Genomic DNA, 26244 nt, shown 5'->3' with positions numbered 1-26244 from the left:
ACGGTGGAAGCCACCTACCAATCTACTCCCTTCGGCGCGCCGCCCTAAATTGCCGGATTCCGGCCATGATCACGAGCACGAACGACACCCCGAAAACGGTGAACAGCAGCAGGGGGATGCCCACGTCGCGCATCTGTCCGATTGTGGGAAACAGGGTGCCGAGAGGCGATGACTCGGATGACTCGGGGAGCGGCGACGCGCTGGGGACCGGTTCCGGCTCGAGCGTCTGGAGGTCGGGGGTCTCGGCCGTCGCCCGTCGGTTGATGCGGATCCATTCGGCGAGGTCGCCCATGGGGTTGGCGGTGATGGCGGGCACGTCCGCGGAGACGGCGGCCGCGGCATCTACGAGCCCGTATCCGTAGATGGGGTCGGCGCCCTCCGCTCCGACGGGGGTGGCGGTGGAGATGATGCGCTGGATCACGTTGGCGGCGGTGAGCTCCGGGTGGGCGGCACGCACGAGGGCGACGATGCCCGAGACGATCGGGGTCGCGCCGCTGGTGCCGTCCCAGAGAACGTAGCCGCCACCGGGCGTCGCGCCGACGAGTTGCTCGCTCGGTGCGGAGACGGCGATCGAGATGCCCTGCGACGAGGCGTCCCAGCTGGCGCCGCCGGTGCGGCTGACTCCGCCGACAGTGAGCACGCCGGGCATGGTCGCGGGGGCGCCGACCTGCGAGGTGCCGCTCCCCCGGTTGCCGGCGGCGGCCACGACGACGACGTCCTTCTGCATGGCGTAGAGGAAGGCCTCGTCCCAGCTGCTCGGCCACTCGAGGGTGTTGCGGGTGAGCGACATGTTGATCACGTCGGCGCCGTTGTCGACGGCCCAGCGCACGGCGTCAGCGATCTGGTCGTCGGAACTGGGCCCGTCGGTCTCGCCGAAACCGAGCGAGATCGCGAGGAGGGATGCGGCGGGGGCGGCGCCGATCACGCCGGCGCTCCCCCGGCCGCGGCCGGCGGCGAGGGAGGCGACCATGGTGCCGTGCGAGCTGTCCCCGGAGCCGACCGGGGTCTGGCCGTTGCTCGAGCCGAGGGTGGAGAAGTCGGCGCCGCCGACCACTGCGCCGGCCAGGTCGGGGTGGCTGCCGTCGACGCCCGTGTCGATCACGGCGATCGTGACGCCGGCGCCCTCGGTGACGTTCCACGCCTCGCGGATGCCGTAGTCGTCGAGCCAGTACTCCCGGTCACGGATCGAGTCGGCCTGCGCGGGGGCGGCGCCGACGAGCACGGAGGCCGCGACGAGCACCAGCACGATGACGCTTCGGGTCACACGCACTCGCAGACCAGCGGGCTCCACGCCGCGCGCTCCAACGCCAGGTCGCCGATCGGGTTCACCCCGGGGCCGGCCGACAGCGAGTGCCCGGCGAGGGCGTGCAGGCACTTCACCCGTACGGGCATCCCGCCGGCGGAAATGCCGTCGATCTCGGGCACGTGGCCGAGGCTCTCGCGGTCGGCGAGGTAGGCCTCGTGTGCGGCCAGGTACTGCGCCGCGATGTCTTCGTCCTTGAGCAGTTCCGACAGCTCGTTCATCACCTGGGTGGCCTCGAGGGTCGAGATCGCGGCGGTCGCCGCCGGGTGGGTCAGGTAGTAGAGCGTGGGGAACGGGGTTCCGTCGTCGAGACGCGGCTTCGTCGCCACCACCGTCGGGTTGCCGCAGACGCAGCGGGCCGCGATACCGATCACGTTGCGGGCGGGCCGCCCCAGCTGGTGGGAGACGGCGGCGATGTCAGCCTCGGTCGGCGGTGCGAAGGGTGGGGTGGTCATGGAACGGGAACCTGCGGGCTTTCGAGTTCGGCTGCCGTGTCATCCGTCAGGCCTGCCGTGAATAGGGAGGAGACGACCGTGTGCACCCAGTCGACCTCCGTGGTCTGGATTTCGGTGCTGATCGGTGCGCCATCGGTCGTGGTGAGTTCCGAGCCGTCGCCCTTGACCGAATAGGTGAAGTCGCCGGGGAACACGTACTTGAGCCGGTCGCGCGCCTGCGCCTCGATGTAGGCGGGGTCGCTCCAGCGGTCGACGTTGCTCTCGAGGTCGGCGACCGCTTCCTTTTGCTGCTCGACCGCCGTCGTGAGCTCGGCGAGCTGCTGCTGTTGCTCGATCACCAGCCGCAGGCTCGGCGCGAGCACGATGACGGCCAGGATGATCAGGCCGAGCATCACGAACGTGAAGCCGGAGAGGCGGATGTTGCGCAGCCACTGCTCCGGCGCGCTTTCCATCGACGGCAGCGCAACGGGTACCTTCTGCGTGCGCTGCCGTCGTGCCATGGAGTCGACCCTAGGCCGTGAAGCGTGGGAAAGCGCTGCGACCCGCGTACACGGCCGCCTCTCCCAGTTCTTCTTCGATGCGCAGCAGCTGGTTGTACTTGGCTACGCGCTCGGAGCGCGCCGGGGCGCCCGTCTTGATCTGGCCGGTGTTGACCGCGACCGCGAGGTCAGCGATCGTGGTGTCTTCGGTCTCACCCGAGCGGTGCGACATGACGGCCGTGTAGCCGCTGCGCTGCGCGAGGGACACGGCGTCGAGCGTCTCGGTGAGGGTGCCGATCTGGTTCACCTTGACGAGGATCGAGTTGGCGGCGCCGAGCTCGAGGCCCTTCGCGAGGCGGGTCGGGTTGGTGACGAACAGGTCGTCGCCGACGATCTGGGTCTTGGTGCCGAGGGTCGAGGTGAGCTCGGCCCAGCCCTCCCAGTCGTCCTCGTCGAGCGGGTCTTCGATCGTGACCAGCGGGTAGGCGGCGACGAGCTCGGCGTAGTAGGCGCTCATCTCGGCGGCGCTCTTCTGGCCACCCTCGAACGCGTAGGAACCGTTGGTGAAGAATTCGGATGCCGCGACGTCGAGTCCGAGCGCGATGTCCTTGCCCGGGGTGAAGCCTGCGGCGGTGATCGCCTCGACGAGCAGGTCGAGCGCGGCGCGGTTGCTCGACAGGTTCGGGGCGAATCCGCCCTCGTCGCCGAGACCGGTGGAGAGGCCCTGGTTGTGCAGGATCGACTTGAGCGCGTGGTACGTCTCCACGCCCCAACGCAGGCCTTCGCTAAAGGTCTCCGCGCCGATTGGCAGGATCATGAACTCCTGGATGTCGACGTTCGAGTCGGCGTGGGAACCGCCGTTGATGACGTTGAGCATGGGAACGGGGAGGACGTGCGCGTTCGCGCCACCGACGTAGCGGTAGAGCGGCATGTCGGCCGAGTCTGCGGCCGCACGGGCCACCGCGAGGCTCACGCCGAGGATCGCGTTGGCGCCGAGCTTCTTCTTGTTGTCGGTGCCGTCGAGCTCGATGAGCTCGGCGTCGATCGCGCGCTGTTCGGCGGCGTCGAAGCCTTCGATGGCCGGGCCGAGCACGTCGATGACGGCGTCGACAGCCTTCTCGACACCCTTGCCGAGGTAGCGGCTCTTGTCGCCGTCGCGCAGTTCGTATGCTTCGAACGCACCGGTTGATGCGCCGGAGGGCACCGCGGCGCGAGCCACCGTGCCGTCTTCGAGCAGAACCTCGACCTCTACGGTCGGGTTTCCTCGGGAGTCAAGAATTTCGCGGGCGCCTACTGCCTCGATCAAAGCCACGGGTGGTTCTCCTTAAAGGTGGTGGATTGTCCGTTAGGCATCTTACTCGCGCCCGCTTTGCCGCCCCGCGCCGCTTTCGCTGTTTACCAGACCGTCAGCCACCGTTGACCTGTCGATCCAGTCGCGCACGGTGGCATTAAACAGGGCGACATTCTCGATGTTCCACTGGTGGTGCATGCCTGGGGCGATCGCCGTCTCGACGCCGTCGATGGCGGCGAGCACGGCCAGGGAGTCGACGCTGATCGCGCGGGAGTCGCTGCCGCCGGCGACGGCGAGCACCCGCACGCCTAGCGTCGGCACGGTCCGCACCAGTTCGGCGGGATCAAACCCGCGGCAGGTCTCGTCGAAGATGGCGCGCGCCGTCTCCCGGCGGATGCCGAGGCCGGTCTCGGTGAAGATATCGACCGAGTCTGCCGGAAGTTTGTAGCCGCGGGCGAGGGCGGCCCAGAACCATGGGCGGTTCCACGCGGCGAGCATAACGCGCCCGCCGAGCATCGTCGCGCGGCTCGGCGGGGTGATGCTCGCGCTCGCGAGCAACAGGCTCGAGACGGTTGTCGGATGTCGCAGCGCCAGGTGCAGGGCGAGACCGGCGCCGAGCGACAGCCCCACGACGTGCGCGACACCGCCGCGCGCCCTCGCGCGGATCAGCTCCGCCACCCGGTCGGCCGCGTCGCTCATCGACACCCACGGCTCGTCGTTGCTCGCGCCGAACCCGGGCAGGTCGGGCACCAGCACGTGGTGGTCGGGGAACGCTGGGATCTGCTCGCCCCACATCCACCCGGCGACGTTGCCACCGTGCAGAAACACGATCGTGTCGCCGGCGTGCGCGCTGCCGCCGCCGTCGGCACCGTCGGCAATGTCGCGGCTATCGCCGGCGTGCGCGCTGCCGCCGCTGTCGGCGCGGTCGGCGATGTCGCGGCTGTCGCCGGCGTGCGCGCTGCCGCCGCTCTCGCCGGGGAACTCGAGGTGCTTCACCGTTCGCCGCCCTTCAGGATGCCGAGGGCGTTCTGAATGAGCCGGTCGAGCTGCGCCGCGAGCACTCGCTCGTCGACACCGGAGTCGACCCCGTCTTGGTGTTGCTCGAGCCCCTGCCACGCCGCCTCCACGCGGGACTCCCCCTCGGACGTGAGCACAACCGTGTTCGCTCGCGCGTCCGTCGCGCTTTTCGCGACGTCGAGGAGCCCGGCCTTCTGCAGCGCTCCGACCCGCTGCGTGACCGACGCCCGCGAGACCCCGAGGTTCTGCGCGATGGCGTGCTGCGTTGTCGGCCCGAGCACCCGCGCCATCAGCAGCACGAGGAACGGCGCGTAGTGGATCTGGTGCTGCGCCACCAGGTAGTCGTCGGCGATGCGATCGAGCAACACCGTCGCGCGGTGCAGCTTGAACGCCGTGCTGTCGACTAACTGAGGGTCTCGGGCCTGCGTCTCACTCATATTGTTAACTATCTAACAATATGACCCGGTTGCGCAAGACCTGTCGGGATCACCAACACCCGTTCACCCTGGTTCAGTTGTCAGTGGCCCGTTCAGCCGGCCGGCGCCTCCAACTCCCGCCACTGCAGGTCGTCCACGGTCGTCGTGTCGGGCTTCACCGTCGCGACGCGCCTGAAGCCCTGGGACGCCAGCTGGTCGAGCAGCACCCGCGTGTTCTTCGTGCTTCGCTCGAGCCGCACACGCTTTCCGGCGGCGATCAGGTCGGACTTGAGCTGCAGCAGCGTGGCCGGTGCGACGCTGTCGTCGTAGAGGAGAGCAGTGGCGTCCGTGCCGAGCGCGTCGGGAAGATCGACCAGGTCGACGAGTCGCTCGAATCCCAGCGAGAATCCGGCGGCCGCGACATCCGAACCGAGGAAGCGACCGATCATGCCGTCGTATCGTCCGCCGCCGCCGAGCGAGTATCCGAACTCGGGGTGCGTGACCTCGAAGATCGTGCCCGTGTAATACCCCATGCCTCGCACGAGGAACGGGTCGAACTCGAGCACCGCGCGGTCGACTTCGCCGAGCATCTCGCCGATTGCCGCCAGCTCGGTGATCGCGGTGTCGTCGACTCCCTCGGGCAGCGAGGCGCGGATGGCGGCTTCGCCGAAGCCGAGATCCATCGATGCGACCGGACGCTGCAGGAACGCGGCGAGCGCCGCCACCGGCTCGGCCGGGAACGCGCGGTCTTTCAGCTCTTCGATGACCCCCGTGTCGCCCAGCTTGTCGAGCTTGTCGAGGGTGATGAGCACGGCGGAGTGCTCCGAGGCGGGGAAGCCGAGCACCGTGAGCATGCTCGTGAGCAGGCGACGGTCGTTGATGCGGATGCTGCAGCCCTCGATGCCCAGGGCGCGGACGGTGGCCGCTGTGGCGGAGATGAGCTCGACTTCGGCCAGCGGGCCTGACTCCCCGATGATGTCGATGTCGCACTGCACGAACTGGCGGTAGCGCCCCTTCTGCGGGCGCTCGGCACGCCAGACCGGCGCGATCTGGATCGCGCGGAAGACCTTGGGAAGCTCCGCGCGGTGGGTGGCGTAAAACCGAGCGAGGGGAACCGTGAGGTCGAAACGCAGGCCGAGGTCGGCGAGTTCGAGCGAGTCGGTTGCGTTGTGCAGGTCGTCGGTGGTGAGCCCCCGCTTGAGCACACCGAACGCGAGCTTCTCGTTGTCGCCGCCGAGTCCGGCGTGGAGTCGGGAGCTGTCTTCCATCACCGGGGTCTCGATCTCGTCGAACCCGTGCGCGAAATAGTTCTCGCGGATAACGCCGAGCACACGCTCGCGCGTTGCCTTCTCGGCCGGGAGGAAGTCGCGCATTCCGCGCGGTGCGTTTACGGGGGAAGCCATGATTCGATTCTGTCAGTTTCTGTTGATCGGCATTTCAGTGGCCCGCCAGCTCGCGGCGGAGGTCTCGCATTGCCGGACTCTTCGACGGCATGGGTCTCCGCGTTTGGGATGGGTCGACATCGGGAGGCGGCACGAGGAAGTACTCCGTGCCCACTCTCTCGATCTCCCATCCGTTGTTATGACAGAGCAGGTGATGGAACTTGCACAACAGCACCCCGTCCTTGAGATCGGTTCGGCCGTCGTCGCGTTTCCAGAAGTTGATGTGGTGGGCTTCGGTCATCGACGGCGGACGGTCACAGTCGCCGAAGAGGCATCCCCCGTCGCGGACGGCGAGCGCTATGCGCTGTTTCGGGGTGAAGAACCGCTGTTCTTTGCCCACGTCGAGCGGTTGCCCGAAGCTGTCGATTGTCACAGTTCTCAGATCGCCGCCGCAGGTGAGCCGCTCGACGGTCTCAAGCGAGATCGGCGCCGCGGTGCCTTCGATGCGTCCGTAGCCTTCGCGGGCTTTCACCGTCTTCTGGGTCACAAGCACGCGAATAGCTGCCGCTCCGGTGCCAAGGAGTTGCGAGGAGTCGGCGTCGGCACCCGCCTGCAACAGCCCGAGCAGGGTGTCGGAAGCCAACTGCTCAATCGTGCGCGGGTCGGCCAGGATGCGCTCGGCGGTCTCTTTGCGATCGCCGTCGACGAATCTGACGCCGCGCTTCGGCGACGTGGCCCGGTCGTAGAGCTCGGTCACGACCGCGTAGCTCTCGGGATCGAGATCCCACACGACGCGGCCCATACCGTTGGACAGCATGAAGTGTCGAAGCGACCGCTTCTCGACCCACTCCCGCTCGGGGTCGGCGATGCCAGCCGCGTCGAGGTCGTCTCGCAGTTCTCGCGCCCGCTTCAGCAGTCGGTCGACATCGAGGACCGTCGCTTCGAGGCACAGCACCCACGCCGTTTCGGCCAACGCATCGGCGGACACGTTCTCTGTCGGCGAGCCGAGCCCGGCGCGGATCGCATCTGCCGCCGCGACCGACAACGAACCGTTCGAGACCGCAGCCGCCACGTCGGCCAGCCATGGCTGCGCCGCTTCGAACTTCTCGCCGGTGACGGGATCGATCGACCCCGCGGTCGCGGCTTCGCGCACGAGCCGCCCGACCCGCACCGCGGTCGTGGCCTCGCGCCCGCTCGACCCCGTCGTGGTGCGCAACAGCTCTTCGGTGCTGCGGAAACCCTCGCGATACGCCAGCCCGGAATTGCCCATCTCCCGCGTCGACCGGGCCGCTATCTCACCCGCGATAAGGGCGAGGTGGGCGTCGGCGAGCTGCTTCTCTTGCGCGGCCAGACGCGAGAGTTCGACGAGAGCCGCGTCATCCGCCGTCTGAAAATCTGCAACGTCTTTCGACACCGCACACAGCGCCGTCACCGCAGCGGCGAACTGCCGGGTGAGGTCGGTTGCCGTGGTCGTTTGCATGCGTCAATTCTCCCACTTTCGAAGATATGTTCGATAAAGAGGTCCGAGAATTGTGGGGAAATGCGGGTGGGTGTGGATAAGTGGAGGAGTAGCGAGCGCCCTAAGCTCGACCCATGTTTCGAATGGCGGCACTCCTGGCGGCGACCGCCCTCCTCAGCGGTTGCGCGCAGACACCACAGTCGTACGCGCCAGAGCCCGGCCGCGTCGCCACGCCCGCGATAACGATGCCCGCAGACGCTGCGTCGGCGACCGTCAACTACGTCCACGACGGCGACACCCTGTTTATTACCACGCCCGCCGACCCGAACCTCAAGGTGCGGCTGATCGGTATCGATACACCCGAGGTCGGCGACAATCTCGAGTGCTACGGCGACGAGGCGACCGCTACCCTGCGCGAGCTGGCGCCCGAGGGCGCGCCGGTCTTCTTCAAGTCGGATGTCGAGCCGCTCGACCAGTACGGCCGCTCGCTGCTCTACCTCTTCACCGCCGACGGCACGTCGATCAACCTCGAGATGGTCGCCCGCGGAGCCGCGGAGGCGGTGCGCATCGGCCAGAACGACGCCTACTGGGATCAGCTCAGCAGCGCCGAGTCGATAGCGGTGGAGTCGCAAGCCGGCATCTGGGGCGCCTGCTAGCTCGCCGGCATCCCGATGATGCCCGCGTCGATGCCGCCGTCTTTCTCTACTTCGCGGATCTCGTCCTGAAGCTCCCGCAGCACGCTGCGCAGCGACCGCTCGGCGTCGAGGCCGTTCAGCCGCGCCGACGTCACGATCGCGAGCAGCACACCGCCCAGCTCGTCTTCCGAACCAAGAGCGAGCGCGCCCGGTGCGTCGGCATCGATGATCCCCAGCTTCTCGGCCTTGCCCAGCACCTTGTCGGCGAGCGCGAGCGCCGGCATCGACTGCGGGATCCCGTCGAGCACACTCGTTCGCCCGCTCTTGTCGGCCTTCTTTAGCTCGTCCCACATGCCCGAGACGTCCGAGCCGGTCTGCACGTTGAGCGCGGCCTTTTCGGCATCATCGCCGAACACGTGCGGGTGCCGACCGATCATCTTCGCCGTCATGTTGGCCGCGACGTCCTCGAGCGTGAACTCCTCCCCAGGCGTGTGCGCGGCGATGTCGCTGTGGAAAACGACCTGGTAGAGCACGTCGCCGAGCTCCTCGATCATCTCCTCGCGGTCGCCGCGCTCGATCGCGTCGACCAGCTCGTACGTCTCCTCGACGAGGTACTTCACCAGCGACTCGTGCGTCTGCTCGGCGTCCCACGCGCATCCGCCCGGGGCCCTCAGCTTCTCCAGCACTGCGATCAATTCTTCGAGTTTCGGATGCTGCGTGGCCTCGGTCATGGCTCCATCCTGTCACCCCGGCGCACGCTACCTCCGCGAAAAGTCCATCACCCAGTTCAGACCCCACGTGACCCCGCCGTTGTACGAGAAACTCTGCTGCCAGGTGGCCGAATGCGTGTCATCCGTCGTCCACTCGAACCGCAGCTTCACTGAACGCCCACCGATCATGTCGTCGCCGTAGAACACGCCGCGTCCGTCGGCCCAGATGCCCTCCATCGGCGGGTCGATGTGTCCGGGCGCCCAGCTCGACGCCCACCAGATGCGCCACACCCGAGCCGCCGGGTCGAACTGCCGGATCGCCAGCCCCTCGAATCCGTCGACGACCGCCGACGTCGGCACGAACATGCGGTCGATGTGGCCCAGCCCGCCGAAGATCGGCTCGGCATGCCCTGTCGCGTCGAACTCGATCCACTCGGTGCAGTCGGGGTCGGTTACGTCTCTGAGCTTGCGGTTGTGGATCTGCCACTCGCCGAAGATGAAATCGAAATCGTGTTCGTCAGCCATGCCGCCTCGCTTCTGGGAAAAGTCGGGATCGTTGGCTGCACTGTATGGCGCACCGCCGACATCCGGTTTCGCTACGCTCGAAACATGGAACCGGCCTCGACCCACCTCCGCGCCGAGCTGCTCCCCCGCAAGGTGCAGGGATGGGCGAAGTTGCGTCACTACGCCGCCGCCGTCGGCAACGCGCTCATCGGCGACGTGGCCGTGGTGAGCGACCTCGTCGTCTACCGCCGCGACACCGGAGCCGAGATCATGCGGACCCCCGCGGATGTCGGGTCCCCCGAGTTTCTGCTCGATCAGGTGAACGCCGACCTCGAGTCGAAGACCGTGGCCGAGTTCCTGAGCGAGTGGCGCCTGGACGTAGACCCGGATTAGGCCGCCGCCGCCTCCCCGGCCCCGGTCTCCACGCGCGACTGCCGTGGCATTGCGATCGCGGCCACGACCGTCACCACGGCCGCCACCGCGACGCCGATGAACACGACACCGGAGGCCTGCTCGACGACAGCGACATCCGTCTCTGTTCCTGCCGCGAGGAAGATCGCGTTCGCCAGCGCACCGAAGATGGCGACGCCCACGGCGCTGCCGATGGACCGGGCGAACAGGTTCGTTCCCGTGACGACGCCGCGCTCGTTCCACGCGACCGACGACTGCGCCGCGATCAGCGACGGAACCGCGATGAGCCCCATGCCGAGCCCGATCACGAAGCAGCACAGCGCGACAAACCACAGCGCCGGCGTCTGCGCCGTCGACGCCAGAGCCACCGAGCCGACCACGGCGAACACGAGCCCGATCAGCACCGTCGTGCGGAACCCGAACCGCAGATACAGCCGCCCCGACAACGATGCCGAGATCGGCCAGCCGATGGTGAGAACCGCGAGCGCGAGGCCCGCGACGAGCGGCGGTGTGCCGAGCGTGCGCTCCAGATAGGTCGGAACATACGAGGTCAGCCCGATCAGGATCGCGCCGACACCCAGACCGATGAGCGACGTCGTTAGCAGCAGGCGCCGCGAGAACACCCAGAGCGGAAGCACCGGCTCGTCCGCCCGCGACTCCGCCCAGACGAACAGGCCTAGCAGAACCGCACCGAGCGCGAACGCACCGATGCTCTGCGGCGAGTTCCACGCCCAAGCCTGGCCGCCCTCGAGCACCGCGAGAATCAGCAGCGACAACGACGCGGCCAGCAGCGAGGCGCCGAGGTAGTCGACCTTGTGCTGCTTCTTCTCGACCGTCTCGTGGAAGTTCTTGTAGATCATCCAGGCCGCGATCAGACACAACGGGATGTTGATGAAGAAGATCCAACGCCACGACAGGAACTGCGAGAACAGCCCGCCGAGAGTCGGTCCCACGACCGACGAGATCGCCCACACGCTCGCCAGATAGCCCTGCGTCTTGGCCCGCTCAGCGACGGTGTAGATGTCGCCAGCGATCGTGACGGACATCGGCTGCACCGCGCCCGCACCCAGACCCTGGATGACCCGGAACGCGATCAGCGCCGGCATACTCCACGCGAACCCGCACAGAATCGACCCGAGCAGGAACAGCCCGATGCCGATGAGCACGATCGGCTTGCGCCCCACCATGTCGCTGAGTTTCGCGTAGATCGGAACCGAGACCGCCTGCGCGAGCAGGTAGATGGAGAAGAGCCAGGGGAAGAGACTGAAGCTGCCCAGGTCGTCGACGATGGATGACACGGCCGTCGCGAGGATCGTCGAATCAATCGCCACGAGCCCGGTCGTGAGCATGAGCGCGATAAGAATCGGCCCGCGCTCGGACCGGAATCCGACGTCCTTGCGGTTGACGGTATTGCTCACGCGGCACTCATTCCCTCTTCAGGGGGCGGATGTCCCCTCGGAAGGTAATTCGCGGGCGGGGTCGCGCATTCCCTGCGGGCTGAGACCGCGGCGATCTTGTGGGCCCGATTAACCGACCACAAACCGGTCGGACCGCTTGTTGGGTCCGTCATGCGCCACCGAGATTGCCGCGAACGCCGGATGCTATTTGCGACTAGCCCCAGACCTCGTCAAGCCACTGATACATATCGGCGAAGTGGTCGTACCGCATCTCGAAGGCCTGTGGGTCCGGGGACCGGCCGCGATCGTGGCTGCGCATGACATCGAAGGTAGAGGCCACAAAGTTCGCCACGGCCTCTTCGTGGAACGACCTTTCCCTCACCGATGGGTGGAACGCAATTTCCAACGTGCCTGGGTGAACGGCGATGAAGTGCCGGTCGAACGCTAGATGATGGTTCGCACATAGCGCCACCCCATTTTGGACTATGTCCCGGGATCCTGGCGCCGACGCCGGATAAATGTGCGCGCCTTGCACCAGGCCCAGCCCAAGCCCGCACATGGCGCATTCACGATCGTAGGCACCGAGCACATCCCCGCTGAACCGCGAATCCCGGACGAGCGACGTGACAGTTCGACGAACTCGGGCAGCTTCGTCGGGAGCAGAGTAGACGTCGAATGGCCTCCGCAAGTTGAGGCTCGCTACAGCGCCATAGATAGATTTGTCAGCGGGAACAGCGCCCGTCATGGTCGCGGTTATTGCAACAGGGAGCAAGGCCGGATCGATGTAGTAGATCATCTCGCCACTATCCGTTATGTCTGTCGACCATCCGGAGGTTGACGCATCGACGATCGACTCGAGTTGAAGAAACACAGACCAACGGGTGGTCCTTCCATCATCTCGGCGAGCAGCATCTGCGATCGCGAGAATCGGTCGAGGAAGGTCGATAGAGCCATCATCCTCAAGAACGCCGACAAGCACGGACTCGCGGCCAGGAAGGCCCCGCAGGGGAGTGTCGTTCCCGGGATTCTGGAATCTACGCTCGATTAGATCGCGCCCGCGATGGCTCAATCCGATGCGGCTCACGAATAGAGATATCGGGACTTCTGTCTCATCGATAACAAGAGTCGCTAATGTTGGCCATCCCGACCCGATCTCGTCGATCCGGAGCGCGTCTCCGACCATTTCTTGTAGTCGATGTACCAGATTGGTGCGGTCAGTCATTCGAGCCAATTTTCATAGAATCGCGTCCTGTCAGGTCGCCTTGCGTGCACCTTTGCCGCCTGTTCGGGCTTCGCTTCGCTGACCAAAATCTCGGCACACCAAGCTACGCGGACAACGAGAGCGGAATTGATAGGGGGACCGGCTTTTCCATGGGAATGTACCCGAGTTGTGTGAGCAACGCGCGCGCGACGGCCTTGCCGAGTTCGAGAGGCACGGCATTGCCTAGCTGTCGCTGAACATCCGCCCGCTTTGTCGGAACAATGAAGTCGTCGGGAAAGGACATCAGGCGGAGAATCTCGGGCACACGAAGCCGACGCGCGCGCTCCGCACCTTGTTCCGTGGTGACGTTGTCCCAATGGAACGGACCTACGTAAGGTCCGGGTTGCGCTTGCAACGTTGTTGAGGGGCGGTTTGGGTCGAGCCGAAGGAGGAAAGTCCAATACCGGCTCCTCCACTCAAAGTGATCCCTGCCTCCGTATCGAGTTGTATGCCAGAGATAGTTCTGTCCGGGGGGAATTTCGGCCGCGAGGTCTCCGTATTGCCCATCAACGTATTCGTCCGGTTCGGTAGGTTCCACCAGACCGGCGAAAGCGGACTGCGACGTGACATGAGGAATCAGATCAGAGTCAAACTTCCGAGTGTGTTCGCTCCAGCCGGAATGGGTCGGCTTAGGAAACTCGAACACGCGGCCGTCTCGGCGACCCACAACGAATACGCGGCGGCGAAGTTGCGGAACTCCATAGTCGGCGGCTAGGAGGACTTTCCACTGCGGGTTATAGCCAAGTTCAGTCAGACCTTTGAGAAGCCGCTCAAACTGTTCCTTGTGAGTTTTATAGGTCAAGCCTTGGACGTTTTCCAGAATGAATGCTTCCGGTCGTGTCTCACGAACCACTCGGACATACTCGTCCAGCAATGACGCGTTCGGGTCTCGGCTTTCTCGCTTCTGCTCAAGCCAAAACCCGGACTTACTGAATGGAGTACAGGGCGGGCCGCCAACAACCAGGACCGGGTCAGATTGGCTCAATCCTGCCGAAGCCAAAAGTTGGTCGGTCTCGAGAAGACGAATGTCGCCGTTTATCGACTTTGTATGCGGAAAATTCTGAGCGAGCGTCTGCAAAGCCGGACCGTTGTAGTCAGTTGCGACAGCAACGCGCGCTAGCCCCGACCCAAGGTCGTGCGGAGCCAACGGTTCTGAGTCGGCACGCTCAATAGCGAGGTCCAACCCGCCAGCTCCCGAAAAGAGACTAACTACGGGAAGTGCGGTGCTCACTTGATTGCTCCTATTAAGTCCTACGGTAGTTAGCTGCGTCAGACGCGAAGCAACCTTGATCACCAGACTTTCCCATCAACCGCCGACATTCGTCCCGAATCGGATCCTGCGCGCGGTGCGGGCTTGGCCGATCACAGTTATGTCCTGCCGATCCGGTTCTGATCTCGCGGTTCTCGATCCAAGCTGCGCATGACCTGCCCGCCGGATCGAAACTTCTGCAATGGAATTGTATCGCTCGTCGCAACGTGGTCGCCGGGACCGCGGCGACCGTGTTCGTCATCCATTGCAGCACCCTAGAGCCGTCGCTCCGTTGGGCACGGAAGTATGCTCGGTGAAATGTGGGGAGAAAAGTGAGCGGACAAGTCGCTTTTGTGGACCTGGAACTTGCCGACTTAGTGGTGGACGCTGTCTACGCGGGCGGGACTGCGGGCAACCTGTCCGACGACCCTATTGGGCGCCTTCTACCTGTGGGGAACGCAGGTGGAATACGCCCGAAAGGCCCAGTAACGAATCCAAGGCTTGTCGCCCTCGTCACCTCAGGTGAAGACCTGGACTGGCCTGACCACCTTGACGCTCAGAGCGGTGTTTTGATGTACTACGGCGACAATAAGACCGGTGGTAAAGATCTTCACGACACTCCAAGAAAAGGAAATCTGGTTCTCAGAAATCTTTTCGACGCCGCCCACGGAAGCGCGACGCAGAGAGCGCAAGTCGCACCGGTGCTCGTATTCTCCAAGACCGGCCAGGGTCGCGATCATCGGTTCCTAGGCCTCGCTGTGCCGGGCTCCACCGCTACCACGTACGCAGATGATCTAACCGGGATTTGGCGTTCGAAAGACGGACTTCGATATCAGAACTACAAGGCAGTTTTCACGGTTCTTGACGTCGGTACCGTCTCTCGCGCCTGGATTCAGGACATAGTTCAAGGTCTTTCGAACTCCGAAAACGCACCGGCCGCATGGTTGTGTTGGCGTAATGGCGGAGCGCCCAAAGCCCTCCAAGCGCCCCGGATAGTCGAGCATCGCACGAGGTTGGAACAGGAGCCGACAGGCGTTGGAGGAAAGGCCGTAGTGAAGGGTATCTACGACCATTTCAGTTCCCGACCCAACGATTTCGAGCACTTCGCAGCAGACCTTGTGAAAATCCATCTACCGACGGTGGTGTCGTTGGACGTTACTCGACGATCTCGTGACGGTGGACGAGACGCGATCGGTCTGCTGCAAGTGGGTACGGGGGGCGGAGACATCCTCCTGGACTTCTCCATGGAAGCTAAGTGCTACAAGCCGGGAAACTCGGTCGGAGTACGAGAGCTATCTCGACTGATATCGCGCCTTCGGCATCGCCAGTTCGGGGTGCTCGTGACAACGAGCCATTTGGATGGTCAGGCGTATAAAGAACTCAAGGAAGATCGCCATCCAATCATCGTGATCGCGGGCGGCGACATTGCGAACATAGTCACCGCGTCGAATCTTCCCGGTGCCGCGGGCTGGAAAGCATGGCTGAACAAGACGTACCCACCTTTGTCCTGACTGTTCCACAAACGGTTTAAGTGCGGCGCCCGGCAGATGCAGCGATCAGGCGCTCCTCCCAGCGAAACCGCGCAAACTAGACACGTGCTCTCCCCCACCGCGCCCCTGACCCCCTGGATTCTCGGCGCCGTTCTCGTCGCGCTCCTCGCGTTCATGACCTGGAACGCCATCCGCAAGAACCGGCGTGAGTACGCGACGTTCAAGCGGCAGCGGTCGACGAAGCGGCGGCAGAAGATGTTCCGCAAGTGGCTGCGGCAGTCGTTCGTCAACTTCGGCGGGGCCGCGGTGATTGTGCTGCTGTTGAGTTGGCAGTTCGTGGAACCCTTCACGGCTGCTGTCGACGAGTGGTCGTGGGTCGCCGGTGCCAAGCAGGCGTTCGCTGACAGCGGGTGGCTGGGCCCGGCCCTCGTCGGAGCGTTCGTGTTGGTCATCGGCGGCGGTGCCGTGCTCGGCATCTTCCTCGCCCGCAGCGAGACCGAAGTGCCGTCGATCGGCGACGTGCAGGCGCTCCTCCCCCGCAACCGCGCCGAACTCAAGTGGGGCGCGGCCCTCGCGATCAACGCCGGCATCGTCGAGGAATTGTTGTTCCGCCTGGCCCTGCCCGTGCTCATCTTCGGCGTCACCGGGAGTGCGGTGGCCGCCGTGGCGGCCAGCATCCTGATCTTCGGGCTGTTGCACGCGTATCAGGGCCTGCCCGGCATCATCGGCTCGGTCATCCTCGGCACCGCGTTCATGGCGATCTATCTGGCGACCGGAAGCATCGTCGTCGCGATCGTCGTGCACGCGCTGTTCGATCTTCGGTCGCTGGTGCTGATTCCGGTGGTGGTTTTCGGGGTGCACAAGGAGTTGGGCAATGGGGCGCCGCCGGTCAAGAAGGTGGCGTCGGATGCTGCGGAGTTGAGTACGCCGTAAAGGGGTTTCGACAAGCTCAACCCGCGTGACGGGCGCTTCGACAGGCTCAGCGACCGGGAGTTTCGATACGGGCGCTAAGCGACCTACTCGACCCGCAGGGCGGCCCAGGATACGGGCGGCAGGGTGATCGTCAAGACGCCGTCGGCGATCGTGGTCTCGATGTGGCGCAGGCCCACGCGGTCTGGCGAGGCCAGGGTGTTCGCGGCGTGGATGTCTTCGTCGTGAATCGCCACGGCCTCCGTCACCGCGACGTCACCGAGCGACGCGATGTCGATCGTGACCGTCGTCGCCTCCGTGACAGATCGGTTCACCAGGAACACCGACGTGCCAGCGTCGTCGGACGTCACCGCGGAGTCGACCAGGTTGACCTCGCCGTAGGTGCTCGTCTCGAAGGTGTCGGAGACGAGGCGCGGGGTCAGTGCGGTCGCGCCGGCCAGCCGCGAGGTGACGGCGAACGGGAAGAAGGTGGTCTGCTTCCACGCGACTCCGCCGGGCTCGGTCATGATGGGCGCGATCACGTTGACCAGCTGGGCGAGGCTCGCCGAGCTGACCCGATCCGCATGATTGAGCAGTGAAATCAGCAGGCTGCCCACGACCACCGCGTCGACGACCGTGTACGAGTCCTCGAGCAGGCGCGGCGCCAAAGGCCAGTTTTCGACTCCCGAGATCTTGTCTTCGTTCTCGAACCGGGAAATGTCCCAGACGTTCCACTCGTCGAACGAGATGTTGATCTGCTTGGTCTTCTTCAACGCGGCCTTCACCGCGTCAGCGGTCGCGACGACCTCCTCGATCATGAGGCTCATGTCGTGTCCGGCGGCGAGGAAGCTCTCGAGGTCGCTCTGGCTCTCGGCCCAGTAGGCGTGGCACGAGATCAGGTCGACGTCGTCGTAGGTGTGCTGCAGTACGGTGTGCTCCCACGCGCCGAAGGTGGGCATCGTGCGGTTCGAGCTGCCGCAGACGACGAGCTCGATGCTCTCGTCGAGCTGGCGCATGGCCTTCGCGGTCATCGAGGCGAGCTTGCCGTAGTCGTCGGCGTTGCGGTGACCGAGCTGCCACGGGCCGTCCATCTCGTTGCCGAGGCACCACATCTTCACCGCGAGGGGCTCGTCGAGACCGTTCGCGCGGCGCTGGTCGGACAGCGTCGATCCGGATGGCACGTTGGCGTACTCCAACAAGTCGAGGGCCTCTTCGACCCCTCGTGTGCCGAGGTTGACCGCCAGCATCAGCTCGCTGCCCGCCTTGCGAAGCCAGCTCGAGAACTCGTGCAGCCCCACCTCGTTGGTCTCGGTCGAGTGCCACGCCAGGTCGAGCCGGGTGGGGCGATCGGCAGCAGGCCCGACGCTGTCTTCCCACTTGAAGCCCGACACGAAGTTGCCGCCCGGATACCGGATCGTCGAGACGCCCAGCTCGCGCACTAGCTCAAGTACGTCGCCACGGAAGCCCTCCTCGTCGGCGGTCTCGTGCCCCGGCTCGTAGATCCCGTCGTAGACCGAGCGGCCGAGGTGTTCGACGAACGAGCCGAACAGGCGGCGGTCCACCGCTCCGATGGTGAAGCGCGGGTTGATGGTCAGGCTGGCCTGGGGCATGGGTCTCTTTCGATCTGAGGTACGGAGGGTGGGGAGAGCTACTTGAGGCTGCCGATCGCGAGCCCGCCCTGCCAGTACTTCTGCAGGGAAAGGAACGCGACGATCAGCGGGATGATCGAAATGAGCGAGCCGACGATGATGAGGGTCCAGAGAGATACGCCCGAGCCGCCGTTGTTCTGTGCTGCGAGCCCCTGCCAGAGCCCGATACCCACCGTAATCGGATAGAGCTGGCTGTTCGAGAGCATCGCCAGCGGCAAGAAGTAGTTGTTCCAAGTGCCCACGACCGACAGCAGCAGCACCGTCACGACGGCGGGTCTCATGAGCGGGAGCGCGACCTGGAAGAAGGTGCGGAACTCCCCCGCGCCATCCACCCGCGCAGCGTCGAGCAACTCGTCGGGCACGGCCTCGGCAGCGTAGACGCGCATGAGGTAGACGCCGAACGGACTGAGCAGCGACGGCAGGATGACCGCCCAGATCGTGTCGGTGAGCCCCAGCTCGGAGAACAGCACGAAGGTCGGGATGACCAGCGCCGTGAGCGGCACCATCACCGAGCCGAGCAGAATCGCGAACGACAGGTCGCGGCCGCGGAACCGATACTTCGCGAAGCCGTAGCCGGCGAGCACCGCGAGCACCGTGGCGCCAAGGCCGCCAATGAAGGCGTACAGCGCCGAGTTGCCGATCCAGCGCAGGTAGATGCCGTCATTGTAGGTGACGAGGTTCGACAGGTTGGTGAACAGGTTGAAGTCGCCCGAGAACCACAGCGCGCTGTCGCCGCCGAAGAGGCTGGGCGCGTCCTTCGTGCTCGCCACGAAGAGGAACCAGAGCGGCACCAGGAAGTAGACGACGAGGATGCCGAGAAACACGTAGGTGATCACGTGGCGCGGCTTGCGCGCGGTGGGTGCTGCGATGGCCATCAGAGTACGCTCCCGCGCTTGCGTGTGACGAAGAGGAAGATGTAGACGCCGACGAACACGATCGCGCCGAGCGAGAACGAGATGGCCGAGGCGTAGTTGAACTGCGCGTACTTGAACGCGAGGTTGAAGGCGTAGATGTTCGGGGTGAAGTCGGGCGTGATCGTGCCGTTCGCCACCGGCCCGAGCACCTGCGGTTCGGTGAAGAACTGCAGCGTGCCGATGAGGGCGAACACCAGGATGAGCACGAGCGCCGATCGCACCATCGGGATCTTGATGCGCAGTGCCACCTGCCACGAGTTCGCGCCGTCGATCTTGGCTGCCTCGTAGATCGTGGGGTCGATGCCCCGCAGCGCCGCGTAGATGATGATCATGTAGTAGCCGGCCCACTGCCAGGTCACGACGTTCATGAGCCCGTAGAAGATGTTGTCGGGACTCAAGAGGAACGGTGCATCCGCCCCGAATGCCCCGAAGATCTGCTCGAGCGGGCCGAAGCTGGGGCTGTACAGGAACCCCCACATGAGCGCGCCGATGACAGCGGGCACCGCGTAGGGCAGGAAGATCATCAGCCGCGCGAAGCGGGCGAACCGGTTGGTGAGATTGTCGAGCACGAGGGCCGCGGCGAGCGACACGAGCATCTGCACCGGGATGAGCACGATCGAGAACCGCACCACGAACCAGACGCCCTTGAGGAACGACGGGTCGGTGAAGGCTCGCACGTAGTTGTTGATGCCGGCGAACGCGGTTCCGGTCGCGAGCCCTTTCGAGAACAGGCTCAGGTAGAACGCATAGGCGAGCGGCGTGACCAGGAAGACCACGAACACCACACCGAACGGGGCGATGAAAAGCCAGCCCGTGAGCGAGTGCCGGCGCTCCCGCGCGGTTCTCTTGCGGGTGGCGGCGCGCACCTTCGTGGTTGCGAGCGGCGCCGTTGCTGCTTCTGCCATTTCAAGATCCTTTGGTGATTGGATGTCGCGGCCCCGGGTGTCTGCCCGGGGCCGCAGCGGCTGCGAAACCTACTCGACCGTGAAGCCCTGCTCCTGCGCGTACTTCACGATGATGTCCTGCAGGTCGGTGGCTGCCTGCGATCCACCCACGTCACCGGCGGCGATCTTCACCAGCTGCGCCTGGAGTTGCGCGTAGTAGTAGACGCTGAACGGGCTGTAGGTCGTGCCCTCGTAGGCGTCGGCGGCGGGGATGTAGATGTCCTTGTTCGCCGTCTGACCGCCGAAGAACTCGACCTCGTTGTTCACGAACTCGTCGGAGGTGAGCACGTCTTTGTTGAGCGGGAAGATGGTCTGCGTCTTCCACCCGTCGGTGAGCGAGGCCTCGTCGGCGTAGAGGCCGAGGGCGACCTTCGCAGCAAGCTCCTTGTCACTCGCCTGGGTGGTCACCGCGAGCGCGGATCCGCCCCAGTTGACCGACACCGGGTTGTCGGCGTCCCACTGCGGAAGCGGCGCGACCGCGAAGAGCCCCGCGTCGTCGCCCTGGCCGACTCCGGCGCCGGTGAGGTAGCCGGGAGCCCAGGCCGCGGAGACGTAGGTGGCGTACTTGCCGCCGACGACGCCCGCGATGTAGTCGGTGGTGAACTGGTCTTCGGTGCCGATCAGGCCCTTCTCGGTGAGCCCGGCCCAGTAGTCCATGACCTCTTTGATCTCGGGGGTGTCGAGGTTGATCGAGATCTTCTGCGGGTCGGCCAGGTCGTAGTCGAACGGCACCGCCCCGTTCTGCTGGAAGAGCGCGGTGAGCGCGGCCGGCACGTTGCTGCCGAGGTTGCCGAACCACGGGCCGCCCGCGTCCTTTACGGTCTGCGCGGCCGCCTCGTACTCCTCCCACGTCGTGGGCGGGGTGATGTTGTACTGCTCGAAGATGTCTTTGCGGTAGATCATCGCCATCGGGCCGCCGTCGATGGGCACGGCGTAGACGGCGTCACCCTGCGAGACATCCCCCCACGATCCCTCGGCGAAGTTCTTCTTCACGTCGTTCGCGCCGAGGTCGCTGATGTCGACGAGCGCCTCCTGGATCTCGAAGCCGACGAGCTGGTCGGTCTCGAGCATCACGACGTCGGGCGCGCCCTTGCCCGCCGAGACCGCGGTCTGCAGCTTGGCGTACTCGTCGGCACCCTGACCGGCGACCGTCCAGCACACCTGCACGTCGTCGTGGTCGTTGTTGAAGTTGTCGACGACCGTAGCCATGTTCGGGTACCAGGCCCAGACGGAGACGACGGGAGCGTCGGCGTTGACGATCTTGTTGGTGCAGTTGGTGGGCTTGGCGTTCGAGCCACCCTCGCCACCCCCGCCGTCGCCGCTGCAGGCGGCCAGACTGGCGACGATCGCGATCGCGGACAGACCCGCGACGAGTGATTTCTTCTTCACTGTGATTCCTCTCGGTCGTGCATGGACTTCGTTGTCATGAGCGGTGGATCAGCGGGTGCAGGCCCTCGTTGGCCCCCATTTACAACGTTGTATATAACGTTGTAAAAGACATAATGCAGAGCGGATGCGGCCGATGTCAAGAGCATCGCCGCAATCGGCCCGACGTTAGTTTTGCGGCAGCGTGCTGGACTCGCGCACGACCACCCGGTAGGCGGCGAGATGCTCGCGCGGCTCGATTACCGCGCCCGGGTTGCCAATGCGTTCGAGCAGGAACCGCACCGCGACTTCGGCGATCTCCTCCTTGCCCGGGTCGATCGTCGACAGCGTGGGCAGCGTGTAGCGCGTCTCATCGATGTCGTCGTAGCCGATGACCGCCACGTCGTCGGGGATGCGCAGGCCGGCCTCCTGCATCACCCGCATCGCTCCGAGTGCCATCGAGTCGTTGAACGCCACGAGTCCGTCGAACTTCGCGCCCGAGTCGAGCAGCAGGCGCATCGCCTGGGCGCCACCCGAGCGGTACCAGCCGCCCACCTCGCCCACCAGCTCGTCGTCGTAGGCGATGCCGGCGTCGGCGAGCGCCTCGCGATAGCCGGCGAGCCGCAGACCCGCCGAGCCGATGACCTCGCCGCGGTGCGCACCGACCACCGCAATGCGGGTGCGGCCGAGCGCGATGAGGTGTGCGGTCGCGGCGCGCGCGCCCTCGGTGTTCTGCATGGTGACGTGGTCGGTGGGGCCGTGGAAGATGCGCTCCCCCAGCAGCACGAGGGGCGTGGTCACGTCGTTCAGGATGTGCGCGTCGTCTTCGCCGAGGGCGAGAGCGCTGTACAGGATGCCGTCGACCTTCTGCTTGCGTTCTCCGCCGAGCAGCCCGATCTCGCGATCCCGGTCCGCCCCCGACTGTTCGATGATGACGCTGAGCCCCTGGGCATCGGCGGCGCGCATGACGACGTCGGCGAGCTCGGCGAAGTAGGCGTTGCGCAGGTCGGGGATGATCAGGCTGATGACACCGGTGCGCCCAGACCGCAGCCCCCGCGCGATGAGGTTCGGACGGTAGCCGAGCTCGTCGATCGCCGAATTCACGCGGTCGCGGGTCTCGGGACGAATGTGCGGGTAGTCGTTCACCACGTTCGACACCGTTTTGATCGACACCCCGGCCAACCGCGCCACGTCGTGCATCGTGATCGACATGTCGTTCCCCCCTCGCGGTCGGTTGCCTCACTTTACAACGTTGAAACGGTCGCGGGCGCGGCCAATCTCCGTCGCAGTTGCCTCGATTGTGACAGGGTGGGCGGCCGGGTTGCGCCGTTTGGGGCAGCTGGGCCGCTCTGGTGCCCCCAAACGACGCAATCGGATGCTGCGGGCAGCCCTTGCCGGCGGACTCACGGGCGGGGCTGCCGTCTGGCACGGGTGCGCGCGTTCGCACGGCCGCACCCGTGCCGAACGGCCGCACCGGCGAGGCCGCGCCGTGCTTTTTCACCAGCGCGGCGGGATATTCGGGCGCGATGGTGAGAAAACGCGGCCGAACTGCGGATGTAACGGGCCGAGGTCACCCGTCGGCACGCTGCGAGCGGCTCGGGTGCGGAAGACGTGAGGTTTGGTACGCTTCCGTGCATGACCGAGCTGGACGATCTGCGCCGCGTCGCCTTCGGGCGCACTTCCACCGCGGCCGAGGAGGCAGCGGCGGTCGAGGCACGCGCGGCCCTGGCCAATCACGAGGCGCACTCGCTGCAGGTGCGGGCCGAGCGCGAAGCTGCCGATTTCACCCGGGCGCGGACGAACGAGCACGAGGTTCACGGCGGGGCAACGGCCGACGGCGCACCGGAGTCCGACCCGCCGGGCCGCGTCACCGTCGACGTCGTCGAGGTGTACGACGAGCCGGGATACCTGCAGCGACTCGGGGCGACCTGGCGAGTGTGGGCGGTGCCCGCCTTCGCGGCGTTCGTCGTCGGCATCGCGCTCACCGTGGCATCCGGGCTTCTGGTTCTGAATGCGGCGACGGGGGACGAGACTTCTCCGCCCGAGCCCGGTGTGGTCACCTCCTTCGCGATCGGGTCGGGCGACCTTGAGGCGGCCGAGACGTTGCTCCGCAGTCCGCAGAAGCCGGAGGACGTCGTCGCGCAGCTCGACTCGTCGATGGACACCGGCTCGATGCACCTGGTGGGCAAGACCGACGACCAGCTGGTGTACGCGGGCCGGTCGGTCAGCGACGACATCTGCCTGATGGCCGTCGAGACAAACGGCGACGGCGCGACGGTGTGCCTGCCGCCCGGCGCGTTTGCGACGCAGGGTCTGGTCATCCGGTCGGTCGGGGTCGGCGAGACGGTCTCGCTGTCTTGGGACGGCGTGGACTTCGCCGAGCTCCGCACGCCGCAGTAAGCGCTTCGACACGCTCAGCGGCCGTACCGGTTTCGATACGGCCGCGAGCGGCCTGTGAGCGCTAGACGTTGTCTCCGCCCGAGTCGCTGAAGGCCGACGCCGACGACTTGCCGCCCCACGACCACTCGGTCACCTCGGGGATGTCCTCGCCGTGCGAGCGCGTGTAGGCGCGGGCGCGGGAACGGGAGTCCTGCATCTGCTGCCGCAGCGACCCCTCCCGCTCGGCCAGGCCGGGCACGCGGTCGAGCACGTCGATCACGAGCTTGTAGCGGTCGATGTCGTTCAGCATCACCATGTCGAAGGGCGTTGTGGTGGTGCCCTCCTCCTTGAACCCGCGCACATGCAGGTTGTTGTGCCCGTGACGGCGGTAGGTGAGACGGTGGATGAGCCACGGGTAGCCGTGGTACGCGAAGATCACCGGCTTGTCGGTCGTGAAGATCGCGTCGTATTCCTTGTCACTGAGGCCGTGCGGGTGCTCCCCCTCGGTCTGCAGACGCATGAGGTCGACGACGTTGACCACGCGCACCTTCAGATACGGAACCTTCTCGCGGAGAATGGATGCGGCCGCGAGCATCTCCAGTGTCGGCACATCCCCCGCCGACGCGAGCACAACATCCGGAGCCTCGCCGGCCACCTCGGTGCCGGCCCAGTCGAACAGCCCGAGGCCGCGCGTGCAGTGGTCGATCGCCTGGTCCATCGTGAGCCAGTTGGGCGCGGGCTGCTTGCCGGCCACCACCACGTTCACGTAGTCGACGCTGCGCAGGCAGTGGTCGTAGGTCGACAGCAGCGTATTGGCGTCGAAGGGCAGGTAGACGCGCACGACGTCGGCCTTCTTGTTCACGACGTGATCGATGAAGCCGGGGTCCTGGTGCGAGGCGCCGTTGTGGTCCTGGCGCCAGACGTGCGACGACAGCAGGTAGTTGAGCGACGCGACCGGGCGGCGCCATTCGATGTGCCGCGAGCTCTTCAGCCACTTGGCGTGCTGGTTGAACATCGAGTCGACGATGTGGATGAACGCCTCGTACGAGTTGATGATGCCGTGGCGTCCGGTGAGCAGGTAGCCCTCGAGCCAGCCCTGGCACTGGTGCTCGCTGAGCATCTCGATCACGCGACCGGCGCGGGCGAGGTGGTTGTCGCTGTCGATCGGCAGGGTGCCGGCGTCCCACTGCTTGTCGGTCACCTCGAACACGGCCTGCAGGCGGTTGCTCGCCGTCTCGTCGGGACCGAAGATGCGGAAGTTCGTCGGGTTCTTCGTGATCACGTCGCGCAGCCAGTTGCCGAGAATCGCGGTGGCTTCGCTCGCGGATGCGCCCGGGCTCTCCACGTCGACGGCATACTCGCGGAAGTCGGGCAGCTTCAGTGCCTGACGCAGCAGCCCGCCGTTCGCGACGGGGTTAGCGCTCATCCGCCGGTCGCCCTCCGGGGCCAAGGCCGTGGCCTCGGCGGTGACGGCGCCGGTCTCGTCGAAGAGCTCCTCGGGCTTGTACGAGCGCAGCCAGCTCTCGAGCAGGCGCGTGTGCTCCTCGGTGTCGCGGGCGTTCGACAGCGGAACCTGGTGCGAACGCCAGTTGTTCTCGGCGGGGTGTCCGTCGATCTCCTTGGGGCAGGTCCAGCCCTTCGGGGTGCGCAGGATGATCATAGGCCAGGCCGGGCGTCCGTCGAGGGCGCCCGCCGCGGCATCCGCCTTGATCTGCGCGATCTGGTTGAGAACCACGTCCATCGTCTCGGCGAGGCGCGCGTGCACGGCGATCGGGTCTTCGTCGTCGAACCCGCCGCTGACGACGTAGGGGGTGTGCCCGTAGCCGCGCATGAGCTGCAGCAGCTCCTCCTCGGGGATGCGGGCGAGCAGGCTCGGGTTGGCGATCTTGTAGCCGTTGAGGTGCAGGATCGGCAGCACGACGCCGTCGTTCACCGGGTCGACGAACTTGTTGGAGTGCCAGCTGGTGGCGAGCGGGCCCGTCTCGGCCTCGCCGTCGCCGACGACCGCCGCGACCAGCAGATCGGGGTTGTCGAAAGCGGCGCCGTAGGCGTGGCTCAGCGAGTAGCCGAGCTCGCCGCCCTCGTGGATCGAACCCGGCGTCTCGGGCGCGACGTGGCTCGGGATGCCGCCCGGAAACGAGAACTGGCGGAACAGCCGGCGCACACCGTCTTCGGTCTTCTCGATGGTGTTGTAGATCTCGCTGTACGTGCCGTCGAGGTAGGCGTTTGCCACCATGCCCGGACCGCCGTGGCCGGGGCCGGTGATGTAGATCGTGTTGAGGTCGCGCTCTCGGATGACACGGTTGAGGTGTGCGTAGATGAAGTTCAGGCCGGGGGTGGTTCCCCAGTGGCCGAGCAGACGCGGCTTGATGTGCTCCTTCGTGAGCGGCACCGTGAGCAGCGGGTTGTCGAGTAGGTAGATCTGGCCGACTGACAGGTAGTTCGCCGCCCTCCACCAGGTGTTCAGTTGTTCGAGGCCTTCGGAATCGAGGATGTGCGGTTCGCGGTACTGCCAGGCGTTCATATCTACCTTTCGTCGGTACTCACAGGCTGCACCACCGGCGGGGTCGCTGGCTAGGGACGTACGTCCCGTTGCTACCCGGGTGCTGGTTGAGTAAGGCCGCG

24 protein-coding genes are annotated in these 26244 nt (G+C 65.8%); 5 read left to right on the top strand and 19 right to left on the bottom strand.

What is annotated here, in order from left to right:
- Nucleotides 1-22 precede the first annotated feature (22 nt).
- From IEV96_RS16125 to IEV96_RS16090, 8 genes are all read right to left on the bottom strand, one after another.
- Entirely contained in the window at nt 23-1270 is a 1248-nt protein-coding gene (locus IEV96_RS16125; protein WP_229733466.1) for a S8 family peptidase, read from the bottom strand.
- Entirely contained in the window at nt 1261-1758 is a 498-nt protein-coding gene (locus IEV96_RS16120; protein ID WP_188511746.1) for a DUF501 domain-containing protein, read from the bottom strand. Before IEV96_RS16120 ends, IEV96_RS16125 begins: the two co-directional genes overlap by 10 nt.
- Nucleotides 1755-2258 (bottom strand): FtsB family cell division protein, encoded by a 504-nt coding sequence (locus IEV96_RS16115; RefSeq protein ID WP_188511745.1) that lies wholly within the window; start codon nt 2256-2258, stop codon nt 1755-1757. The genes IEV96_RS16120 and IEV96_RS16115 overlap by 4 nt, the downstream gene beginning before the upstream one ends.
- A 10-nt stretch (nt 2259-2268) precedes the next feature.
- Nucleotides 2269-3549 (bottom strand): phosphopyruvate hydratase, encoded by a 1281-nt coding sequence (gene eno, locus IEV96_RS16110; RefSeq protein ID WP_188511744.1) that lies wholly within the window; start codon nt 3547-3549, stop codon nt 2269-2271.
- A 42-nt stretch (nt 3550-3591) separates the two neighbouring features.
- Nucleotides 3592-4524 carry an alpha/beta fold hydrolase gene (locus IEV96_RS16105; protein WP_188511743.1) on the bottom strand — a complete coding sequence of 311 codons (933 nt, stop codon included), beginning with the start codon at nt 4522-4524 and terminating at the stop codon, nt 3592-3594.
- Nucleotides 4521-4982 carry a MarR family winged helix-turn-helix transcriptional regulator gene (locus IEV96_RS16100; RefSeq protein ID WP_188511742.1) on the bottom strand — a complete coding sequence of 154 codons (462 nt, stop codon included), beginning with the start codon at nt 4980-4982 and terminating at the stop codon, nt 4521-4523. The genes IEV96_RS16105 and IEV96_RS16100 overlap by 4 nt, the downstream gene beginning before the upstream one ends.
- 92 nt (nt 4983-5074) lie before the next feature.
- Nucleotides 5075-6364: a histidine--tRNA ligase gene (gene hisS, locus IEV96_RS16095; RefSeq protein ID WP_188511741.1), complete on the bottom strand. Its 1290-nt coding sequence runs from the start codon at nt 6362-6364 to the stop codon at nt 5075-5077.
- A gap of 34 nt (nt 6365-6398) precedes the next feature.
- Entirely contained in the window at nt 6399-7823 is a 1425-nt protein-coding gene (locus IEV96_RS16090; RefSeq protein ID WP_188511740.1) for an HNH endonuclease signature motif containing protein, read from the bottom strand.
- A 113-nt stretch (nt 7824-7936) separates the two neighbouring features.
- Between IEV96_RS16090 and IEV96_RS16085 the strand changes: the two genes are divergently transcribed.
- Nucleotides 7937-8458, top strand: coding sequence for a thermonuclease family protein (locus IEV96_RS16085; protein WP_188511739.1), 522 nt, complete (start codon nt 7937-7939; stop codon nt 8456-8458).
- Here the strand turns inward: IEV96_RS16085 and IEV96_RS16080 are convergent.
- Both IEV96_RS16080 and IEV96_RS16075 read right to left on the bottom strand, forming a co-directional pair.
- Nucleotides 8455-9168, bottom strand: a complete 714-nt coding sequence (locus IEV96_RS16080) for a nucleoside triphosphate pyrophosphohydrolase (RefSeq protein WP_188511738.1) — start codon at nt 9166-9168, stop codon at nt 8455-8457. The two genes, IEV96_RS16085 and IEV96_RS16080, sit on opposite strands and share 4 nt — an antisense overlap.
- Nucleotides 9169-9195: 27 nt before the next feature.
- Entirely contained in the window at nt 9196-9672 is a 477-nt protein-coding gene (locus IEV96_RS16075) for a hypothetical protein (RefSeq protein ID WP_188511737.1), read from the bottom strand.
- Between the two features lie 84 nt (nt 9673-9756).
- Here IEV96_RS16075 and IEV96_RS16070 point away from each other — a divergent pair, with 84 nt between their 5' ends.
- The gene (locus IEV96_RS16070) at nt 9757-10044 is read left to right on the top strand and encodes a hypothetical protein (protein WP_188511736.1); all 288 of its coding nucleotides are present in this window, start codon (nt 9757-9759) and stop codon (nt 10042-10044) included.
- On the opposite strand, the gene IEV96_RS16065 is transcribed toward IEV96_RS16070, so the two are convergent.
- The 3 genes from IEV96_RS16065 to IEV96_RS16055 form a co-directional block, all read right to left on the bottom strand.
- On the bottom strand, nt 10041-11411 hold the full coding sequence (locus IEV96_RS16065) for an MDR family MFS transporter (RefSeq protein ID WP_188511864.1): 1371 nt from the start codon (nt 11409-11411) through the stop codon (nt 10041-10043). The two genes, IEV96_RS16070 and IEV96_RS16065, sit on opposite strands and share 4 nt — an antisense overlap.
- Nucleotides 11412-11673: 262 nt before the next feature.
- The gene (locus IEV96_RS16060; RefSeq protein WP_188511735.1) at nt 11674-12681 is read right to left on the bottom strand and encodes an HNH endonuclease; all 1008 of its coding nucleotides are present in this window, start codon (nt 12679-12681) and stop codon (nt 11674-11676) included.
- Between the two features lie 103 nt (nt 12682-12784).
- Nucleotides 12785-13951, bottom strand: coding sequence for a DNA cytosine methyltransferase (locus IEV96_RS16055; protein ID WP_188511734.1), 1167 nt, complete (start codon nt 13949-13951; stop codon nt 12785-12787).
- A 350-nt stretch (nt 13952-14301) separates the two neighbouring features.
- Between IEV96_RS16055 and IEV96_RS16050 the strand changes: the two genes are divergently transcribed.
- Both IEV96_RS16050 and IEV96_RS16045 read left to right on the top strand, forming a co-directional pair.
- Nucleotides 14302-15480, top strand: a complete 1179-nt coding sequence (locus IEV96_RS16050; RefSeq protein WP_188511733.1) for a restriction endonuclease — start codon at nt 14302-14304, stop codon at nt 15478-15480.
- An 84-nt stretch (nt 15481-15564) separates the two neighbouring features.
- The gene (locus tag IEV96_RS16045) at nt 15565-16392 is read left to right on the top strand and encodes a CPBP family intramembrane glutamic endopeptidase (RefSeq protein WP_188511732.1); all 828 of its coding nucleotides are present in this window, start codon (nt 15565-15567) and stop codon (nt 16390-16392) included.
- 83 nt (nt 16393-16475) lie between these two features.
- Here IEV96_RS16045 and arfA read toward each other — a convergent pair whose 3' ends face one another.
- From arfA to IEV96_RS16020, 5 genes are all read right to left on the bottom strand, one after another.
- Entirely contained in the window at nt 16476-17978 is a 1503-nt protein-coding gene (arfA, locus tag IEV96_RS16040; protein ID WP_188511731.1) for an arabinosylfuranosidase ArfA, read from the bottom strand.
- A gap of 38 nt (nt 17979-18016) precedes the next feature.
- A complete protein-coding gene (locus tag IEV96_RS16035) occupies nt 18017-18892 on the bottom strand; it encodes a carbohydrate ABC transporter permease (protein WP_188511730.1) in 876 nt (291 codons plus the stop codon).
- The gene (locus IEV96_RS16030) at nt 18892-19836 is read right to left on the bottom strand and encodes a carbohydrate ABC transporter permease (RefSeq protein ID WP_188511729.1); all 945 of its coding nucleotides are present in this window, start codon (nt 19834-19836) and stop codon (nt 18892-18894) included. The genes IEV96_RS16035 and IEV96_RS16030 overlap by 1 nt, the downstream gene beginning before the upstream one ends.
- A 69-nt stretch (nt 19837-19905) precedes the next feature.
- On the bottom strand, nt 19906-21264 hold the full coding sequence (locus IEV96_RS16025; RefSeq protein ID WP_188511728.1) for an ABC transporter substrate-binding protein: 1359 nt from the start codon (nt 21262-21264) through the stop codon (nt 19906-19908).
- 165 nt (nt 21265-21429) lie between these two features.
- Complete coding sequence (locus IEV96_RS16020; protein ID WP_188511727.1) at nt 21430-22452, bottom strand: LacI family DNA-binding transcriptional regulator; 1023 nt, start codon at nt 22450-22452, stop codon at nt 21430-21432.
- 423 nt (nt 22453-22875) lie between these two features.
- On the opposite strand from IEV96_RS16020, the gene IEV96_RS16015 reads away from it, so the two are divergent.
- Complete coding sequence (locus tag IEV96_RS16015) at nt 22876-23640, top strand: hypothetical protein (RefSeq protein WP_188511726.1); 765 nt, start codon at nt 22876-22878, stop codon at nt 23638-23640.
- A gap of 61 nt (nt 23641-23701) precedes the next feature.
- Here the strand turns inward: IEV96_RS16015 and IEV96_RS16010 are convergent, their stop codons facing one another.
- The gene (locus tag IEV96_RS16010; RefSeq protein ID WP_188511725.1) at nt 23702-26143 is read right to left on the bottom strand and encodes a phosphoketolase family protein; all 2442 of its coding nucleotides are present in this window, start codon (nt 26141-26143) and stop codon (nt 23702-23704) included.
- Nucleotides 26144-26244: the final 101 nt, after the last annotated feature.

Origin of the sequence: Conyzicola nivalis, from assembly GCF_014639655.1 — a bacterium.
Lineage (GTDB): Bacteria > Actinomycetota > Actinomycetes > Actinomycetales > Microbacteriaceae > Conyzicola > Conyzicola nivalis.
Note: the sequence above shows the minus strand (reverse complement) of the source record. Positions and strands in the feature narration are given on the sequence as shown.

Bases quoted from the DNA above. Each gene is read 5' to 3' on its own strand.
- IEV96_RS16080 (WP_188511738.1), bottom strand. From the start codon at position 9,168: ATGACCGAGGCCACGCAGCATCCGAAACTCGAAGAATTGATCGCAGTG.
- IEV96_RS16065 (WP_188511864.1), bottom strand. From the start codon at position 11,411: ATGCTCACGACCGGGCTCGTGGCGATTGATTCGACGATCCTCGCGACG.
- IEV96_RS16010 (WP_188511725.1), bottom strand. From the start codon at position 26,143: ATGAACGCCTGGCAGTACCGCGAACCGCACATCCTCGATTCCGAAGGC.
- IEV96_RS16035 (WP_188511730.1), bottom strand. From the start codon at position 18,892: ATGGCCATCGCAGCACCCACCGCGCGCAAGCCGCGCCACGTGATCACC.
- IEV96_RS16020 (WP_188511727.1), bottom strand. From the start codon at position 22,452: ATGTCGATCACGATGCACGACGTGGCGCGGTTGGCCGGGGTGTCGATC.
- IEV96_RS16060 (WP_188511735.1), bottom strand. From the start codon at position 12,681: ATGACTGACCGCACCAATCTGGTACATCGACTACAAGAAATGGTCGGA.
- IEV96_RS16100 (WP_188511742.1), bottom strand. From the start codon at position 4,982: ATGAGTGAGACGCAGGCCCGAGACCCTCAGTTAGTCGACAGCACGGCG.
- hisS (WP_188511741.1), bottom strand. From the start codon at position 6,364: ATGGCTTCCCCCGTAAACGCACCGCGCGGAATGCGCGACTTCCTCCCG.
- IEV96_RS16030 (WP_188511729.1), bottom strand. From the start codon at position 19,836: ATGGCAGAAGCAGCAACGGCGCCGCTCGCAACCACGAAGGTGCGCGCC.
- IEV96_RS16090 (WP_188511740.1), bottom strand. From the start codon at position 7,823: ATGCAAACGACCACGGCAACCGACCTCACCCGGCAGTTCGCCGCTGCG.
- IEV96_RS16085 (WP_188511739.1), top strand. From the start codon at position 7,937: ATGTTTCGAATGGCGGCACTCCTGGCGGCGACCGCCCTCCTCAGCGGT.
- IEV96_RS16120 (WP_188511746.1), bottom strand. From the start codon at position 1,758: ATGACCACCCCACCCTTCGCACCGCCGACCGAGGCTGACATCGCCGCC.
- arfA (WP_188511731.1), bottom strand. From the start codon at position 17,978: ATGCCCCAGGCCAGCCTGACCATCAACCCGCGCTTCACCATCGGAGCG.
- IEV96_RS16015 (WP_188511726.1), top strand. From the start codon at position 22,876: ATGACCGAGCTGGACGATCTGCGCCGCGTCGCCTTCGGGCGCACTTCC.
- IEV96_RS16075 (WP_188511737.1), bottom strand. From the start codon at position 9,672: ATGGCTGACGAACACGATTTCGATTTCATCTTCGGCGAGTGGCAGATC.
- IEV96_RS16115 (WP_188511745.1), bottom strand. From the start codon at position 2,258: ATGGCACGACGGCAGCGCACGCAGAAGGTACCCGTTGCGCTGCCGTCG.
- IEV96_RS16070 (WP_188511736.1), top strand. From the start codon at position 9,757: ATGGAACCGGCCTCGACCCACCTCCGCGCCGAGCTGCTCCCCCGCAAG.